Source organism: Alloacidobacterium sp., from assembly GCF_035631355.1.
Taxonomy (GTDB): Bacteria; Acidobacteriota; Terriglobia; order Terriglobales; family Acidobacteriaceae; genus Alloacidobacterium.
Window position 1 is genome coordinate 1 of sequence record NZ_DASQIX010000007.1, and the last position, 17,380, is coordinate 17,380.

At 56.6% G+C, this 17,380-nt stretch carries 16 protein-coding genes; 9 read left to right on the forward strand and 7 right to left on the reverse strand.

Translation table 11 applies throughout. The features are described from left to right. The 4 genes from efp to dnaJ form a co-directional block, all read left to right on the forward strand. Positions 1 to 448, forward strand: a 448-nt coding sequence (efp, locus tag VEV40_RS01875) for an elongation factor P (protein ID WP_324829734.1), incomplete at its 5' end; no start/stop codon positions are given. A 248-nt stretch (positions 449 to 696) separates the two neighbouring features. Continuing rightward, complete coding sequence (gene hrcA, locus VEV40_RS01880; RefSeq protein ID WP_324829735.1) at positions 697 to 1,758, forward strand: heat-inducible transcriptional repressor HrcA; 1,062 nt, start codon at positions 697 to 699, stop codon at positions 1,756 to 1,758. A gap of 71 nt (positions 1,759 to 1,829) precedes the next feature. Further along, entirely contained in the window at positions 1,830 to 2,414 is a 585-nt protein-coding gene (locus VEV40_RS01885) for a nucleotide exchange factor GrpE (RefSeq protein WP_324829737.1), read from the forward strand. Positions 2,415 to 2,428: 14 nt separating this feature from the next. Next, entirely contained in the window at positions 2,429 to 3,550 is a 1,122-nt protein-coding gene (gene dnaJ / locus VEV40_RS01890; protein WP_414637778.1) for a molecular chaperone DnaJ, read from the forward strand. Between the two features lie 120 nt (positions 3,551 to 3,670). Here the strand turns inward: dnaJ and VEV40_RS01895 are convergent, their stop codons facing one another. From VEV40_RS01895 to VEV40_RS01905, 3 genes are all read right to left on the reverse strand, one after another. Then, positions 3,671 to 4,402: a 16S rRNA (uracil(1498)-N(3))-methyltransferase gene (locus tag VEV40_RS01895; protein WP_324829739.1), complete on the reverse strand. Its 732-nt coding sequence runs from the start codon at positions 4,400 to 4,402 to the stop codon at positions 3,671 to 3,673. Between the two features lie 71 nt (positions 4,403 to 4,473). After that, positions 4,474 to 4,701, reverse strand: coding sequence for a hypothetical protein (locus VEV40_RS01900; RefSeq protein WP_324829740.1), 228 nt, complete (start codon positions 4,699 to 4,701; stop codon positions 4,474 to 4,476). 22 nt (positions 4,702 to 4,723) lie between these two features. Then, entirely contained in the window at positions 4,724 to 5,446 is a 723-nt protein-coding gene (locus VEV40_RS01905) for a CPBP family intramembrane glutamic endopeptidase (protein ID WP_324829742.1), read from the reverse strand. 86 nt (positions 5,447 to 5,532) lie between these two features. Between VEV40_RS01905 and VEV40_RS01910 the strand changes: the two genes are divergently transcribed. Beyond that, a complete protein-coding gene (locus tag VEV40_RS01910; RefSeq protein WP_324829743.1) occupies positions 5,533 to 6,717 on the forward strand; it encodes an acetyl-CoA C-acetyltransferase in 1,185 nt (394 codons plus the stop codon). A gap of 4 nt (positions 6,718 to 6,721) precedes the next feature. On the opposite strand, the gene VEV40_RS01915 is transcribed toward VEV40_RS01910, so the two are convergent. Continuing rightward, the gene (locus VEV40_RS01915; protein ID WP_324829744.1) at positions 6,722 to 8,107 is read right to left on the reverse strand and encodes an L-serine ammonia-lyase; all 1,386 of its coding nucleotides are present in this window, start codon (positions 8,105 to 8,107) and stop codon (positions 6,722 to 6,724) included. 141 nt (positions 8,108 to 8,248) lie between these two features. On the opposite strand from VEV40_RS01915, the gene VEV40_RS01920 reads away from it, so the two are divergent. After that, complete coding sequence (locus tag VEV40_RS01920; protein WP_324829745.1) at positions 8,249 to 9,808, forward strand: YifB family Mg chelatase-like AAA ATPase; 1,560 nt, start codon at positions 8,249 to 8,251, stop codon at positions 9,806 to 9,808. Positions 9,809 to 9,938: 130 nt separating this feature from the next. Here the strand turns inward: VEV40_RS01920 and VEV40_RS01925 are convergent, their stop codons facing one another. After that, entirely contained in the window at positions 9,939 to 10,715 is a 777-nt protein-coding gene (locus tag VEV40_RS01925) for an FAD-dependent oxidoreductase (RefSeq protein ID WP_324829746.1), read from the reverse strand. Between the two features lie 125 nt (positions 10,716 to 10,840). On the opposite strand from VEV40_RS01925, the gene VEV40_RS01930 reads away from it, so the two are divergent. Next, positions 10,841 to 11,995 (forward strand): oxidoreductase, encoded by a 1,155-nt coding sequence (locus VEV40_RS01930; RefSeq protein WP_324829748.1) that lies wholly within the window; start codon positions 10,841 to 10,843, stop codon positions 11,993 to 11,995. 51 nt (positions 11,996 to 12,046) lie between these two features. Beyond that, entirely contained in the window at positions 12,047 to 14,497 is a 2,451-nt protein-coding gene (locus VEV40_RS01935; RefSeq protein ID WP_324829750.1) for a hypothetical protein, read from the forward strand. Here the strand turns inward: VEV40_RS01935 and glmS are convergent, their stop codons facing one another. Continuing rightward, positions 14,498 to 16,378: a glutamine--fructose-6-phosphate transaminase (isomerizing) gene (gene glmS, locus VEV40_RS01940; RefSeq protein WP_324829751.1), complete on the reverse strand. Its 1,881-nt coding sequence runs from the start codon at positions 16,376 to 16,378 to the stop codon at positions 14,498 to 14,500. Positions 16,379 to 16,413: 35 nt separating this feature from the next. Next, on the reverse strand, positions 16,414 to 16,662 hold the full coding sequence (purS, locus tag VEV40_RS01945; RefSeq protein ID WP_324829753.1) for a phosphoribosylformylglycinamidine synthase subunit PurS: 249 nt from the start codon (positions 16,660 to 16,662) through the stop codon (positions 16,414 to 16,416). Between the two features lie 100 nt (positions 16,663 to 16,762). Here purS and VEV40_RS01950 point away from each other — a divergent pair, with 100 nt between their 5' ends. After that, a complete protein-coding gene (locus VEV40_RS01950; RefSeq protein ID WP_324829755.1) occupies positions 16,763 to 17,320 on the forward strand; it encodes an inorganic diphosphatase in 558 nt (185 codons plus the stop codon). Positions 17,321 to 17,380: the final 60 nt, after the last annotated feature.

A 17,380-nucleotide genomic window follows, 5' to 3' on the forward strand; every position in this document is an offset into this window, starting at 1 on the left:
CCAGGCCAAGCTGCGGAACCTGCGCTCCGGCGCAATGTTTGAGCACCGCTTCCGCTCCGCGGACGCGATTGATCGCGTGGTGGTGGATGAGATCGCGATGGAGTTTCTCTACAACGACGGCGACGACTATTACTTCATGAACACGGAGAACTACGAGCAGACACACTTGAAGCATGACACGCTGGGTGATGCGGTTGAATACCTGACGCCAAATCTTCAAATCACGGTGTCGTTCTTCGACGGTGTGGCCGTGGGTATTGAGCTGCCACAGACCGTTGAACTCACCGTTGTCGAGACGGAGCCGGGGTTGAAGTCGGCTACTGCTTCCTCTGTGACCAAGCCAGCAAAGACAGAGACCGGACTGATTGTGCAGGTGCCTCCATTTATCAATGAAGGCGAGAAGATTCGCGTGGACACGGCTGAAGGGGCTTATCTGAGCCGCGCGTAGGATTTCTGCTTAGACTTGTTACCAACGGGTGCGGCCTTGACCGTGCCGTTTTTACTTTTAAGCGGATATTGTTGAACTTTGTTTCGTAAAATCGCCACCAGTGAATCACATAGCACTGTATAGTGGTCGTCTGATGTTACCTCGGAGCACTGCGTTAATCGATACGCTCCTTCCGAAAATGCACTAAAATTAAGAAGGAGAAGACTATCTTGTAGTCAGTTTGGCGGATGGTCTGACACCGAGGGAACATGGCTTCCGAACTGCGAATCAGCCCGCGTGAGCGGCTGGTGCTGACTACTATTATCGAGCACTACATCACTACCGGGGAACCGGTGGCTTCGCAGGCAGTTGCGCGCCAGTTTGCCGACAAGGACGGCCTGAGCTCGGCAACCATCCGGAACGTGATGGCTTCGCTCAGCGACGCGGGGCTTCTCGACCAGCCGCATACTTCGGCGGGGCGTGTTCCGACGGCGAAGGCGTTTCGCTTTTATGTGGAGCAGCTGAGTGGCGCGTCAAAGCATCTCCCGTTGACACAGGAAAAGCGCGAACAGATTGACGACAGTTTTGCTGGAGTTAGCAACAGCCAGCAGTTTCTGGAGCGCACATCGCATGTGCTGGCGCTGATTTCGAGCGGCGTGGGAGTGGCGCTGGCTTCGACAATTGAGGTCCATGCCCTGGAGCACATCCACTTTACGAGGCTTACGGCAGGACGAGTGCTTGCGGTTGTGGTCACGAAGGCTGGCCTGGTGATGGACCGGATGCTGATGCTTGACCATGATCTGACACATGTCGAGCTTGAAGCTTCGGCGCGGTTTCTGAACGAGAATTTTCATGGCTGGTCGATTGATCGCATTCGCACAGAGTTGACTCGGCGCATGGAGCAGGAGCGCAGCGAGTATGACCGCCTGATGGCCTCGGTAAATGAGCTATGCCGCAAGGGCGCACTTGACGCCGATGGCGGCCTGCAGACAATTTTCGTGGAAGGCGTGGCCAACCTGCTGGCCAGTGAACTGGACCGCGAGCGGTTGCGCCAGATGCTGGCGGCGCTTGAGGCCAAGCAGCGCATAGTGGAATTGCTGAATGCTTATGTGGATGCGCGACAGCATTCGGTGCGTGTCGTGGTCGGGCTGGAAGAGGCCATGCCGGAGATGGAGAACCTGGTGCTGATTGGATCGCCGGCAAGGCTGGGGGCGGAGAATTTCGGCACGGTCGCGGTGATTGGCCCAACGCGCATGCAGTATCAGGAGACGATCAACGCAGTCTCCTATATCGCGCAGCTTTCAGACCGGATATTCCAGCCCCCTCAGTAGGGCATCTAAAAACAGACTGGGCAATAGTCGGCAGGCGGTTTGAACGCGTCTCGCAAAAGGTTTGAATTGATATGAGCAGAAAAACATTGGACGAGAAAACTGTGAACGAAGAAGAGAATCAGAAAGCAACTACAGCGGCTGTCGCGGATGAGCCGCAGGCTGAAGCGATTGTGCCGGTGGAAACATCCAATCCAGCGGAAGAACTGGAGCGGGTCAAAGCCGAGCGTGATGGACTTGTTGACCGGGTAGCGCGATTGCAGGCCGAGTTTGAGAACGCCCGCAAGCGCGAGGCGCGGGAGCGGAATGATTTCCGCGAATTTGCCGTTGCCGGCGCCATCGAGCAGTTCCTGCCGGTGCTGGATAATTTTCAACTGGCGCTGAAATCGACCGGCTCGGCAGAGCAGCTTCGGACAGGCGTGGAGCTGATCGTGAAGCAGATGGAAGAGGCGCTGCGGTCGTTGAATGTTCAGCCAGTGGAGTCTGTGGGCGCTTCGTTCGACCCGCGCGTGCACGAAGCGCTCGAAATGGTCGAGCGGCCTGATTTGCCGGACCATCAGGTGTTCGAAGAGGTCCGCCGCGGCTACAAGATTAAGGAGCGGCTCCTGCGGCCCGCCCTTGTCCGCGTAGTGAACAACCCGCAGCAGAAAGAAGCATGAGCCGAACAGCCAACGTGATTAAAGCCGATTACTACGAAGTGTTAAGCGTGACGCGGACCGCCTCCGACCAGGAGTTGAAGACCGCTTATCGCAAGCTCGCGATGCAGTACCATCCCGATCGCAACCCCGGCAATGCCGAAGCCGAGGAGAAATTCAAGGAATGCAGCGAGGCATATCAAGTCCTGAGCGATCCGCAGAAGCGCGCAGCCTATGACCGGTACGGCCATGCGGGCGTGAGCGGAGTAGGCGGCAATGGCGATCCCTTTGCCGGCATGGGCGATATTGGCGACATCTTCGGCGATTTCTTTGGCGAGATGTTCAATATGGGCGGCGGCAACTCTCGAGGACACGCTTCGCGTGCGCAGCGCGGGCGCGATCTGCGCTATGACCACGTCATTGAGTTTGAAGAGGCTGTCTTCGGCAAAGAAGTCCAGGTCACGATCCGCCGCGCCGAGGCATGCTCGACCTGCCACGGAACAGGCACGGCGAGCGGACGCGGTCCTTCAACCTGCTCGCAATGCCAGGGACGCGGACAGGTGCGCTACCAGCAGGGCTTCTTCTCGATTGCGCGGACATGCAGCGCCTGCGGCGGAACGGGGAGCGTGGTTACCGATCCCTGCACAACTTGCCGCGGCGATGGACGGCAGGAAAAACAGCATACGTTGCAGGTCAAGATTCCCGCAGGCGTGGAAGAAGGCACGCGCATCCGCTATCAGGGCGAGGGCGACGCTGGGCGCTTCGGCGGTCCATCGGGTGATCTTTACATTGTGCTCTCGGTCAAGCCACATGCTTTCTTCGAGCGCGAAGGCAATGACCTGCACTGCGTTATTCCAATTTCGTTTTCGCAGGCGGCGCTGGGAGCCGAGATCACAATTCCAACGCTCGAAGGGGACACTAACCTCAAGATTGGCGAAGGGACGCAGAGCGGCAAAGAATTTCGCCTTCGTGGCAAAGGTGTGCCTTATCTCAACGAGCACGGACGCGGCGATCTTGTTATCCAAGTGGTGGTACAGACGCCAAAGAAGCTGACGAAGCTGCAGAAGGAATTGCTGCGGCAGCTCGGCGAGTCGCTCACCGTAGAAAATGTTCCGACTTCGCGGAGTCTGTTTTCGAAAGTGAAAGAGATGTTTAATTAGGGCTCAGGTCACAGGGTGCAGGTCCCCAGATTCTGAAACGGAACCCCTTTGAAAATGAGACAGCATTTTGTTCGGGTATTTCTGTAATCTGTGATCTGTGCCCTGTGCCCTGTGCCCTGTTCACTCCAGCAATGCGGCTACTACTGCAGTTGCGGTGATGGCTGCGGTTTCGGCGCGGAGGATACGCGGCCCGAGGCTCACTGACTTCCAGCCTTCAGCATCGAAGAGCGCTTCTTCTTCCGCTGTCCATCCGCCTTCAGGCCCTACAGCCATCCGGATGGCCGGCATTTCCGCTCCAGCATTTCTAATAGCTTCTTCGACAGCATTTCGCAGAGTGGTCGAGCATTCCTGCTCGGCAAGCAAGAGGCGCACCACGTCGCTGGTTTGACGCGCTGCTATTTTCAGGGGCAGCACATCATCTACCACGGGAATATCCGAACGGCGCGACTGCTTCGCTGATTCGCGAGCGATACGACGCCAACGATCGACCCGATTCTGTGCCGATTGCGCGAGATGTTTCTCGCTGCGGCGGGCGATGATGGGCACGATGCGTTCGATTCCCAGTTCCGTTCCTTTTTCGATGGCCCACTCCAGGCGGTCGAACTTGAAAATGGAAAGCAGCAGCGTGATGGGCAGCGCCGGGTCGGCCTGAACTTCAGCGATGAGGTTGAAGCGGACGGCGTCGCCCGAGATGCCGACGATGACTCCATGCCAGACGCGATCGCCGGCGACGATGTCATATTCCGTGCCGGGCTGCGCGCGCAGCACGCGGATGAGGTGCGAGGCCTGTTCGCCGGTAAGCGATGCGGTGCCTTCACCCCAACTATCGGCTATCCATCTGCGTCTGGTCATAAGGATTTCTATTCTCACAGAAAAGCGAAATGCCCGCATAAACACTAAGGGGAACGCTATTCGCGTCCCCCTTAGTGTTGCCTTGTTTCTTTGCTTACTTCTTCTTTGCAGCTTTCTTCGCTGCCTTCTTCGCTGGCTTCTTTGCTGCTTTCTTGGTTGCCATAGTTATCTATTCTCCCTATTCGTGTACTGCAACAACAAATGCTGCAGTTAACGAATGTATAGAGTTCTACAAAAAGAGTGTCAAGAAAAAAATGAGAAACTTTTTCAACTTCTGTGCCAATTATGGCGGCGGGCATGACGAAAGTGTTCCGGGAAAATTCAAAACATGCGCACATGTCTCAGCAGCATGAGGGCGATCCCGGAAAAAATATCGTGCCACGCGTGCGCCATCATGCCCGGACGCAGGCTCCCTCGCTTGATGGTCAATACGCAGAAAAGCGCCCCGTATATGGTGATCGCGATCACTCCACTCGCGCCTTCATATCCGTGTGCGATGCCGAAGAGCAGCGATGAGATTACGACGCCTGCCCAGATGCTGCGTCCGGCACCTGCGAACTGCTGCAGCAAGTAGCCGCGAAACACTAGTTCTTCGCAGATTCCGGCGGAAATGCTGAGTACCACCCATAGCAACAGCTCAAACGCATTTTGCGGGGCAAGCTGTGCCAAAGTTTTCTGCGGCGTTGCGAGATGAGCAAGTTTGAAAATGACGCCAACCGCCGTGAGGATGATTAGAGACGCGACCCAGAAGGCGGCGGCTAGCACGATGTCGTCTCTCCAGTCGCGCAGCGTAGGGCGGCGCGCGCCGAGAAGTTGACGCAGCGGAACACGGCGCATGCGAACGCCCCAGAGAGCAAGCGCGGCAAGGACCCATTCCCAGGCGAGCGTCGCCAGGTATTGCGCGATGTGGTGGCTGCTGAGCGCGTGATGCGTCGGCCGGATGCTTCCCAGCAGCGAAAAAATAAGCACAGGAACAATGAGCAGGACCGTGTGCCACGACGGCGCGATGGTCCGGGGTGGTTGTGTGGCGAATTTTTCACTCATCGTTTGCGCAGTCCTTGAATTGATTGTTACATCCCGGGCTTGATATCTTCGTGTGTTTGCCGTCTAACGAAGTGTGGAGTTTGGTTATGGAAGAAATCGTGATTGTCTCCGGCGTGCGCACTCCTGTGGGGAAGTTTCAGGGTGCATTGTCTGACCTCTCTGCGACCCAACTGGGCGCGATTGCCGTGCGCGAGGCTGTGAGGCGAACCGGAATTGATGCCTCGACTGTTGACGAATGCATTATGGGCAACGTCGTTTCTGCCGGACTCGGTCAGAATCCAGCACGCCAGGCAGCGCTCAATGGTGGCCTATCACCCGCGGTTGGCGCGATGACGATCAACAAAGTCTGCGGCTCGGGCCTGAAAGCTGTTGCTCTGGCAGCGCAGGCGATCCAGACAGGAAACTCGGAAATCGTCGTCGCCGGCGGCATGGAGTCTATGACGAACGCTCCCTACCTGCTTCCCAATGCGCGCAGCGGCTTCCGCATGGGAAACGCCACCGCAGTAGATTCCATGGTGAATGATGGACTGTGGGACTCGTTCAACAACTACCACATGGGGCAGACGGCGGAGAACGTTGCCGATAAGTACAAGATCACCCGCGAGGAACAGGATGAGTATGCGCTGAACTCGCATCGTAAAGCGGCTGCAGCTTGGAAAGAGTGTCGCTTTAAATCGCAGATAGTCCCGGTAGAGATTCCCGCAAAGAAGAAAGGTCAGGCGCCGCTGCTATTCGAGCAGGACGAGTCGATTCGTGGAGACGCCAGCATTGAAGCGCTGCGCGCCCTGAAGCCGGCCTTCAAAAAAGATGGCACGGTAACGGCGGGAAACGCTCCCGGCGTGAACGACGCAGCGGCGGCACTGGTAGTGATGTCAGCGGCAAAAGCAAAATCGCTGGGGCTGGAACCGATGGTGCGGATCCGCGCGCAGGCAACCAGCGGCGTCGATCCGGCATGGGTGATGATGGCTCCAGTGACCGGCGTGCAGAAAGTCATTGCCAGGGCCGGATGGACGGCAGACAGCGTGAATTTGTTCGAACTTAACGAAGCATTTTCCGTGCAGGCTATTGCAGTGACACGCGAATTGGGAATTCCCCTTGAGAAGGTGAACGTAAACGGCGGCGCGGTGGCCATCGGACATCCCATTGGCGCAAGCGGCGCGCGCGTCCTGGTGACGCTCATCCATGAGATGATCCGGCGTGATGTGCATCGCGGTGTGGCCGCGCTTTGTCTGGGCGGGGGAAATTCTGTAGCGATGGCGGTGGAGCGCTGAGGATTCAGCATTCGATAACGTTCAGCGCCAGACCAGCCAGAGACGTTTCCTTATAGCGCGACTGCATGTCGAGACCGGTGAGATACATTGTCTTGATGACCTGATCGAGTGAGACTTTGTGGCTCTCTAATTCATTAAGAGCAATGCGACAGGCATGCACGGCCTTAACTGCGCCCATGGCGTTGCGTTCGATGCAGGGAATCTGCACTAGACCGCCGATGGGGTCGCAGGTCATCCCGAGATTATGCTCCATGCCGATTTCAGCGGCGTGCTCGATCTGACCGTTTGTGCCGTTCATCGCAGCCATCAAGCCGCCCGCGGCCATCGAACAGGCAACGCCGACTTCTCCCTGGCAGCCGACTTCCGCGCCACTGATCGAAGCATTCTCCTTGTAAAGGATGCCGATGGCGGCTGATGCGAGGAAGTAGCGAAGAATGCCTTCATCATCTGCGCCTGGAATAAATTCGCGATAGTAGCGCGCTACGGCGGGAATGACTCCAGCGGCTCCATTGGTCGGCGCGGTTACGACGCGTCCGCCTGCGGCGTTCTCTTCATTCACCGCCATGGCATAGACAGTCACCCAGTCGAGCGGAGCCAGGGGATCCACAGAGCCTTTTTCGCGGAGACGCGCGGCAAGCCGCGGCGCCCGGCGGCGCACATTCAATCCGCCCGGCAGGATACCTTCGGTCTTCATGCCACGGTCGATGCAGCCCTGCATGATGCTCCAGATGTGGAGGATCCCACCTCGAACTTCCTGCCGCGAGCGCAAAGCCGATTCGTTTTGCAGCATCAGATCCGGGATCGTGAGCTGTTTTTCAGCCGCCGTCTCCAAAAGGTCTGCCGCGCTCTTGAAGGGATGCGGCAATTTGGCTGTCGCCATGACGGGCCCTTTGCCTGCGCCCTCCGCGTCAGAGACGATAAAACCGCCGCCAATGGAAAAGAAGACTTCACTTGCGAGAGACGCGCCGGTGTCATCCAAGGCAGTAAAACGTAAGCCGTTAGGATGCTGCGTCTTTGCGCCTTCGGGAAACATCCGGTCACGATGAAAGAGCAGGTCCTTCGCTTCGCTGAATGCGATGGGCTTTCTTCCGGCAAGCGACAGCCGATGTGCGCTGCGAATCTGTTGCAGCTTCGGTCCAATGCTTTCAGGATCGATGGTCGCGGGTTCCTCTCCAGAAAGCCCGAGCAGCACCGCGCGGTCGGTGCCATGGCCCATCCCGGTGAGGGCGAGCGAGCCATACAAGTCGGCCTGCACGCACGTCACCTGATCCAGAATTCCGGCTTTTTCAAGAGTGAGAACAAAGCGCCGTGCGGCGCGCATCGGGCCCATCGTGTGCGAACTGGATGGTCCGATGCCAACCTTGAAAAGATCAAAAAGGCTCGTCTTCACGAGAGTTGATTTTAGTCCTGCAAGATGGTGTTGTGCTTCGCATGTGTCTAAAGTTTGCTTCGTGCCTCGCGCTGAGAGCGTTTGTCTCACGTTTGGGCACTCCGGCGATGCTATACTCCAGCCACTTACCAGTTAAAAATTATGCTTTTCAAGGCCCTGAGTGCCGCCGTGTACGGCATCGACGCGAACATTATTGACGTTGAAGTTGATTTTTCCGGAATTAAAACAACTGAAGACCACTTCCATACCGTGGGCCTGCCCGATGCCGCCGTGCGCGAAAGCCGCGACCGCGTGCGCGCCGCGATCAAGAATTCGGGCTTCGATGTGCCTTCGACGCACATCACCATCAACCTTGCCCCGGCTGACATTAAAAAAGAAGGCTCAGGGTTCGATCTGCCCATGGCGATCGGCATTCTCGGCGCCTATGGCGCTTTGCAGCTTCGCGATCTGAGTCAGTTCCTGCTGGTTGGCGAATTGGGGCTGGATGGCGGCCTTCGCGCCGTCTCCGGAATGCTGCCGGTTGCAGTTGCGGCGCGCGAGCGTGGAATCAAGAACCTCGTGATTCCCAAAGCCAATGCGCGCGAAGCGGCAGTCGTCGAGGGCGTAAACGTCTATCCTGTTGAGACACTAAATCAGGTGCGTGAGCTGCTGAACGCCGCAGGCAATGGTGGGATTCACACCGAACCGTTTCGCATACAGACAGCCGAGATGCTGGGCGAGTTACAGCATTATCATGTGGACTTCGCCGATGTCCGCGGGCAGCAGACCGCGAAGCGCGCGCTGGAAGTGGCGGCTGCCGGTGGGCATAATATTCTGATGATCGGGCCGCCTGGCTCGGGCAAGACGATGCTGGCAAAGCGGTTGCCATCAATTCTTGCACCGTTAAGTTTTGAAGAAGCGCTGGAGACCACAAAGATCCACTCAGTCGCCGGAGTACTCGATGCCGATGCGGGTCTGGTGACGCAGCGGCCTTTTCGTTCGCCGCACCATACGATATCCGATGCCGGACTGATTGGCGGCGGCGCAGTCCCGCGTCCCGGCGAAGTGTCGCTGGCGCACAATGGCGTGCTCTTCCTGGATGAACTTCCGGAGTTTCCGCGCAATGTACTGGAAGTCATGCGTCAGCCGTTGGAAGACCGCAATGTAGTCATCGCCCGCGCATCCATGTCCCTGACTTTTCCATCTGCTTTCATGTTGGCGGCAGCGATGAACCCGTGCCCGTGTGGCTATTTCAATGACAAGTCACGCGAGTGCTCCTGCACGCCGCCTATGATCCAGCGCTATGTGTCAAAGGTGTCAGGGCCGCTGCTTGACCGCATCGATATTCATATCGAAGTGCCGGCAGTGCAGTACCGTGAGCTGCGTGCCGGAGCAGCGAGTGAGAGTTCGGCGGCAATCCGGGCGCGCGTGCTGGCTGCGCGGGTATTTCAGCGCGAACGCTTTATTTCGGCAGCTGAGAAAATTTACTCGAATGCGCAAATGAGTACGCGGCAGATTCGCGCCTTCTGCGAGTTGGGGCCAGACGCGGAGCGTCTTCTAGAGCGGGCCATGCAGCAGCAGGGACTGACCGCGCGCGCTCACGACCGAATTCTGAAAGTGGCGCGCACAATTGCCGATCTTGAAGGCGCTCCAGCCATCACAGTCCCGCATATTGCAGAAGCCATCCAGTACCGTACGCTCGACCGGAGTTACTGGAGTTAGACGAGTCTGGGATTGGTGTAATCCCAGACGCAATTGTCATCCCGACCGAAGTCATTGCGTAGCAATGACGTAGTGGAGGGACCTGTGGTTCACTGGTTCACCGCAACGCCGAAAATGCACTAGAACTCACTCAATCGTAGCGCTCGAAGATAATTTGCTTTCTCTGCCAGCCCAGCTCCTTCAGCTTGTCGCGGTTTGCGGAAACCATCTTGTTCAGGCCGCAGATATAAGCATGGATGTCGAAGCCCATTGGCTCGGCCACAGCGACAACTGGTTCTGTGTGTTCCCTAGCGCGCTCAGTGACGATTTCAGCGACGTGGTTCTGGACATATCCGCGCAATCCTTTCCATCCGTCGCGTGGGCGGCTCAGAGTCGAGAGGTAACGAAAGTTGTGCCGTTCAGCGGCAACTTTCTCAAAATACTTCTGATAATAGAGACCGGTTTCGTGGCGTGTGCCATAGACGAGCCAAATGGGACGACCCTGGCTGCGATCTTCGCCGGATTCAGGGAACAGCCACTCTACGAATCCGCGAATCGGCGCGATGCCGGTTCCCGTGGCAATGAAGATCGAGTCAGTCAGCGGTTGCCGCAGTGTGAACACTCCATGCGGGCCGTGAAACTGGACAGTTTGTCCTGGTTCGAGATCACAGAGCAGGTTTGAGAAAAAGCCGTTTTCAACGCGATTTATGCAAAGGTCGAATTGATTTGCCCTCGGTGCTGAGGCGATGGAGTAGGCGCGGGTCTGGGTCTTGCCTCGATCATCGACGGCAGCACAGGAGATAAACTGACCCGCCGTGAAGTCAAAATGCGAGAGCTCGTCGATGGAGAATTCCAGGTGATAGGACTGCGCGGACGCGGAGAGAAGTAATTTCTGTTCAAGACGGGCAGTAAGAAGGGGTCTATCCAATGCTTGCGCACGCTCCTCTCTTGAAATTATCTCTTGCGTTTAACGGCAACAGCAATCAGAGGAGCGGTAAGCGTAACAGCTATACTCGATTTAACGAGAATCTGCCCCAAAAACCTGACTACCCTATGAGCACAGAGCCGCAAAAGTACACCCGGAACAATCCCTATATATCGCGCATGTTGGTCAATATGCTGGTCACTGGACCCGGCTCAGAAAAAGAGACGCGTCATATTGAATTGGAGCTTGAACCGGGAATGCAATATACGCCTGGCGATGCCGTCGGCATCGTGCCTGAGAACCGGCCCTCTGAGGTAGTCGAGGTGCTGGAGAAGCTCCACTTCAAAGGCGATGAGCGCGTACTGGACCACTACAAAGTCCAGATCAGCCTTGAGGAAGCTCTGCGCACGAGGCTGGCCATCGGCAAGCTCACTCGAAGCGCCGTCAATGCATACGCAAAGGTCGCTCCGGAGTCGGCGCCAGGGCTGGCTGCCCTGAAATCGCTGACGCTGCCCGACAATCGATCCTTGGCCGAGAAATATGTCTGGGGTCGCGAGTTCATCGATCTCATCACCGAGTATCCCGGCGGAATAACCCAGCCTCAGCAGTTGTTTACCGTGCTGGCGCGGCTCACTCCGCGCATGTACTCTATTGCCTCATCGCAGTCGCTGGTGGAAGACGCCGTGCACACAATCGTGCGCGTGGTTCGCTACACGGCCCATAACCGCGACAGGCAGGGATTATGTTCCGGGCATCTGGGAGACCGCGCGCCGGAAGGTTGCACGATGCCGATCTTCCTGCACTCGAACAACAATTTCCGCCTTCCGGAAAATACCGATACGCCGGTCATCATGATCGGTCCGGGTACGGGAATCGCACCTTTCCGGGCCTTCCTGCAACACCGCAAGGCACATGGTCACAAGGGCGATAACTGGCTTTTCTTTGGCGAGCAACGACGCGCGTCAGATTTTCTTTATCGCGAAGACCTCGAAGGAATGTTCAAGGACGGTGTTCTGACACGCTTCGATACGGCCTTTTCCCGCGATCAGGCACACAAAGTTTATGTACAAGACCGCATGCGCGAAAATGAGGCAGAGCTATATCGTTGGCTGGAACGCGGAGCGCATCTATATGTATGCGGCGACGCCAACCGGATGGCAAAAGATGTGGAAACCGCGCTTCTGGAGACCATTGCCAAAGGCTTGAATGGCACGCCGGAAGCTGCGCAGGAATATCTTGCCAGCATGAAGAAGGCGAAACGCTATCAGACAGATGTTTATTAGCTTCCGCTGAATTTTCCGCGTACGTCCAAAATAGTGTCCCCCGTGAATCTGATGCCCCATCGCCGATTGGCAATTGGAGTGATCACCAGCCTTCTGTGTTTCGCGCTGGAAGCCTTCGCCCAAAGGCCGGTAGTCCTCACCCTTTCGGACGAAAATGGACTGGCGGTCTCCGGCGCCAGCGTGAGTGTTGATGAACCGGGACGGCCCGTTGTTGAGATGCGGACAGATTATGCAGGCCGCTGCTCTTATCCATTACATCACGACGCTCCCTACCAGCTTCTTGTGAGGAAACCCGGCTTTTACCAGGTCCTTAAATCGGACATAGACGCGCATCTTGAAACCGTAACTGTCGTGCTCGCGCATGAGCAGATTGTCCGCGAGCAGGTCGATGTCACCGCTTCGACTGTCGGTATCGATCCGGAGCAGACCTCGCTCAAGAATACGATGAACACACCGGAGATCGTCAACATCCCATATCCTACTTCGCGGGACATTCGCAACCTTCTGCCATTCAATCCGGGTATCGTGCAGGATACTACAGGGCAGGTACACGTTGCTGGATCGGAAACCTATGCGACGCTGGATCTGCTGGATGGGTTCGATATTCGTTCCCCGGTGAGCGGTATTCTCGCCATGCGCGTAAGTACCGATGCCGTGCGATCGATCGATACGGAAACGACGCGCTACCCAGTCGAGTTCGGCAAGACTACGGGCGGCATAGTAGCGCTCTATACCGGCATGGGCGACAACAAGTTCCGGTTTAATGCGACCGATTTCCTTCCCTCATTCCACAACGTCAACGGCATTCGCTTCGACAAGTTTGTGCCGCGTCTCACCTTTTCCGGGCCGATTGTCCGCAATCGTGCGTGGTTCTTTGATGGTCTTGAAACAGAATACGACAACATCTACATACAGGAGCTCCCTGCTGGAGAAGACACGAACCATGTGATACGCGGCAGCAATCTGGTGAAGGCGCAGGTCAATCTCACTCCGGCAAACATCCTCTCTGGGGGATTTCTCTTCAACGATTATCACTCGCCTTATGACGGCATCTCATCGCTGACTCCACAGGAAAGTACGGTAAAGCGCGATACAGTGGCATGGCTGCCATACGTGCGCGATCAACATACCTTTGCGAACGGCGTGTTGCTGGATGCGGGCTTCGGCGTCGTGCGCTTCCGTGATGGCTTTGAGCCGTATGGTAACCAGCCCTACGAATTGACGCCTGAATTGCCGCAGGGCAGTTTTTTCGAAAGCCAAATCTCTCATTCGCTGCGCGAGGAGGGAACGGCCACGCTCTATGTCCCTCCGCGACACTGGCTCGGGCGTCATGATCTTAAAGCCGGAATTGATCTCGACCATGTCTCTTTCGATGAGGATGTGTCGCTTGCTCCGGTGAGTTACCTGCGGGAGGACAGAACCCTGCTGCGCCGCAGCGTTTTCCCGGATTTCACTCCATTTACGCGGCACAACGTTGAAACTGGCGCATACATGCAGGACCGCTGGCTCGCCCGCCCTGGACTACTGTTCGAGCCGGGGCTGCGTTTCGACTGGGACGAGATTGTCCGTCATCCTCTCTTTTCTCCTCGTCTCGCAGTGGTATATGCTCCGCCCGGAGGAGAAGCCAAAACCAAGCTTTCAGCAGGTATTGGACTCTACTATGAGCATACGCAGCTTGACTATCTGACGCGGGCGCTGGCAGGTGTTCGCTATGACACCTACTACGCGGTTGATGGCATCACTCCCGTAAGTCCCGCACTTGAAACGATTTTCCAGGCTGACGATGATTCCCTGCACCAGATACGCGCCATCAACTGGAGCGTCGGTGTCGAGCGAAAGCTGCCCGGTGAAACTTACGCTGCGGCGAACTTCATCCAGAAGCGAATCAGCAATGGCTTTGTATATGCCAATCAGAATGGTCCAGGCGCGCTGTCCGGAACCTATCTGCTCACCAATGAAAGAAGCGACCACTATAACGCGATAGAGTTCGACGCGCGCCACACGTTCGCCAATGGATACACACTTTTTGGCTCTTATACGCGATCGTCAGCACACACTAATGCCGCGCTCGACTACATGCCGACCATATCGCAACTGGGACCGCAGCAGAGCTGCCCTCTGGCATGGGACGTGCCGAACCGGCTCATTTCATGGGGTTGGCTGCCATTCCTGCTTCCGAAATTCAAGAAGAGCTGGGATTTTGTCTACACGCTTCAATGGCAGTCAGGGTTTCCCTTTACCGCAATCGATGCCAACCACCAGGTGGTGGGGGCGGCAGGCTCATACCGCTTTCCCGACTACGTTTCTTTCAGTCCCGGCCTGGAATGGCGGTTCCACTTCCGCGGCGCTTATTTCGGCCTGCGCGGAGTTCTCGAGAACGCGACTGACGGCAAAGATCCCGGCATTGTGAACAACAATATCGATTCGCCTGCCTTTGGCACATTCACTGAGCCTCAGGGCAGGGCCATCACCGCGCGCATCCGGCTCATCGGAGCAAAGTAGCTACTCAACAGTCACGGATTTCGCCAGATTGCGCGGCTGGTCTACGTCGCAGCCGCGCCGCACCGCGATATGGTAAGCCAGCAATTGCAGCGGAATCACATCAAGCACGGACAGCAACAGCTCAGATGTACGTGGAACATACAGGACATGGTCCACAAGCTGTCCGATTTCATGGTCCCCTTCAACCGCGACGGCAATAACTTTACCGGAGCGTGCCGTCACTTCCTGAATGTTCGATAACGTCTTTTCATAGCGCAGCCTTGAGTCGCGGTTGCTCTTGTCCTGCGTAGCCAGCACAACCACAGGGAGCGTCTCATCGATCAGCGCATTGGGGCCGTGCTTCATCTCGCCGGCCGGATAGCCTTCGGCGTGGATGTAAGAAATCTCTTTGAGCTTGAGAGCGCCTTCCAGCGCCATGGGGTAATGTATGCCTCGTCCGAGAAAAAGGAAATCGCTGACATTGGAGTAAATGCGGGCAAGCTTTTCGCACTCGGTATCTAAAGTGCGGAGAATCTCTTCCACTTTTCCGGGAAGCAGCGTCAGCTCTTCAATCAGAACGCGGCTTTCATCGTCGGATATGATCTGGCGTGACTGCGCCAGATGCACGGCAAATAGGAAAAGAGCGACCAACTGCGCCGTAAAGGCTTTCGTTGACGCAACGCCAATCTCCGGCCCGGCATGAGTGTAGATCGTGCCATGTGCTTCGCGCGCGATCATCGCCCCAACCACGTTGCAGATGGCAATGGTCTTCGATCCCTTGGCAATCATCTCGCGCTGCGCAGCCAGGGTATCGGCGGTTTCACCCGACTGCGTAATAAGCAGGCCCAGCGCTGTAGGATCAGGGATCGGGTCGCGGTAGCGGTATTCGCTGGCGTAATCAACTTCGACAGGTACCCGCGCGAGACGCTCGATCATGAACTTTCCAGCCGTGGCGGCGTGCCAACTGGTGCCGCACGCGGCAATGTTGATCTTGGTGGCGCGGCGGAAATCCCCCCTGCTGATCTTCATTTCGCTCAGAAAGACCTTGCCGGTATCGAGCGAAATACGGCCGAGAGTGGTGTCACGAATGGCGCGCGGCTGCTCGAAAATTTCCTTGAGCATGAAGTGCTTGTAGCCGCCCTTTTCCGCCTGGATCGGGTCCCACTGGATGCGCTGCACTGGGCGCTCGATGGCGTTGCCCGCAAAGTCGGTGAGATGCACGCCCGCCGGAGTAAGCACTGCCATGTCGCCATCGGCGAGAAAATAGAGATTGCGCGTGTGGTGCAGGATTCCAGGCACGTCCGAAGCGACAAAGTATTCGCCTTCGCCGATACCTATAACAGCAGGCGGCCCAAAGCGCGCGGCAACAATCTTGTCCGGCTCGTCGGCAGAGATAACGACGATGGCGAACGCGCCCGTTAAACGTGCTACCGACCGACTCACAGCCTCTTCGAGCGGCATGGTCTTTCCAGAAGTCGCAGCGGAGACCATTTCCTGTTCGATAAGGTGAGCGATGATCTCCGTATCCGTCTCGGTTACGAATTTGTGACCTTCAGCGCTAAGTTCGTGCTTAAGCGCGAGATAGTTCTCGACGATTCCGTTATGCACGACGACGATGCGTCCAGTACAGTCACGATGGGGATGAGCGTTTTCTTCTGTAGGCCGTCCGTGGGTGGCCCAGCGCGTGTGGCCGATGCCGTATGTCCCGTGGATAGGACGGTCGTGGAGAACTTCTTCCAGCTTCCGCAGCTTGCCCGGTGCGCGACGCAGTTCCAGGCCGTTGCCTGTTCCACCCACAGCAATTCCGGCCGAGTCGTAGCCGCGGTATTCGAGGCGACGTAAGCCTTCGATGATGACGGAGACTACTTCCTTACTGCCAACGTAGCCGACAATGCCACACATAGTCAGATTGTACGGGATATGTCAAAGCGCGCAGTCTATGCGTCTTCCAGCTTGTAGGTGAACTCTTCAATGACAGGATTGGTCAATACATCTTTGGCGATGCGCTCTACTTCCTGTTTGGCGGCTACGGCATCCAGCGCGCGGTCGATGTCCAGTACAAAATATTTCCCCTGGCGGACGTCGTTTACGCCTTTGTACTGCATCTTCTTGAGTGCGTTCTGAATGGTCTGGCCCTGGGGGTCCAGCACTGTTCTCTTGAGCGTCACATAGACATGGGCCTTCATTACGCTCGATTATAAAGGACTCCGCGCCCTGCGCACCTGGGAGCTCGCGCTACCTGCGGGCATCGGCAATTTCATATCAAATTGCGTACACTGGATTCGCATGGTGAATTATCTGGAACTGCCGATTGGAGATAAAGTGCCCGAGGTGATCAACTCGGTCATCGAGATCCCGTTCGAGGGCATTAATAAATACGAGTACGACAAGCAGTTGCATGTCTTTCGGCTGGATCGCAATTTGTATTCACCGGTGCACTATCCGGGGGATTACGGATTTATCCCCTCGACGTTGAGCGATGATGGCGATCCATTAGATGTGCTGGTGCTGGTGGATGCGCCCAGCTTTCCTGGGTGCGTGATGCAGGTGCGTCCAATCGGGCTGATGGAGATGCTGGACCAGGGCGTTCTCGACGAAAAGGTATTGGCCGTCGGCAAGAACAATCCCCGCTACACCGACGTGTGGAACTATTCGGAAATCTATCCCCACGTTCTCAAGGAAATTACCCACTTCTTCTCGATTTACAAGGACCTTGAAGGAAAGCGGGTCGAAGTCCGTGGATGGCATGACGCGGCTTATGCGCGCGACCGCGTTCTTCTGGCAGCAAAAAGCTTCGCAGACAACAAAGAAAAGAAACAGGCCGAGGTTGAGACACAAAAATAATTTGCTTAAGGTAATTTCCACCTTCGCAACCAAATAATACTTTGTCATCCTTCGCGGGGG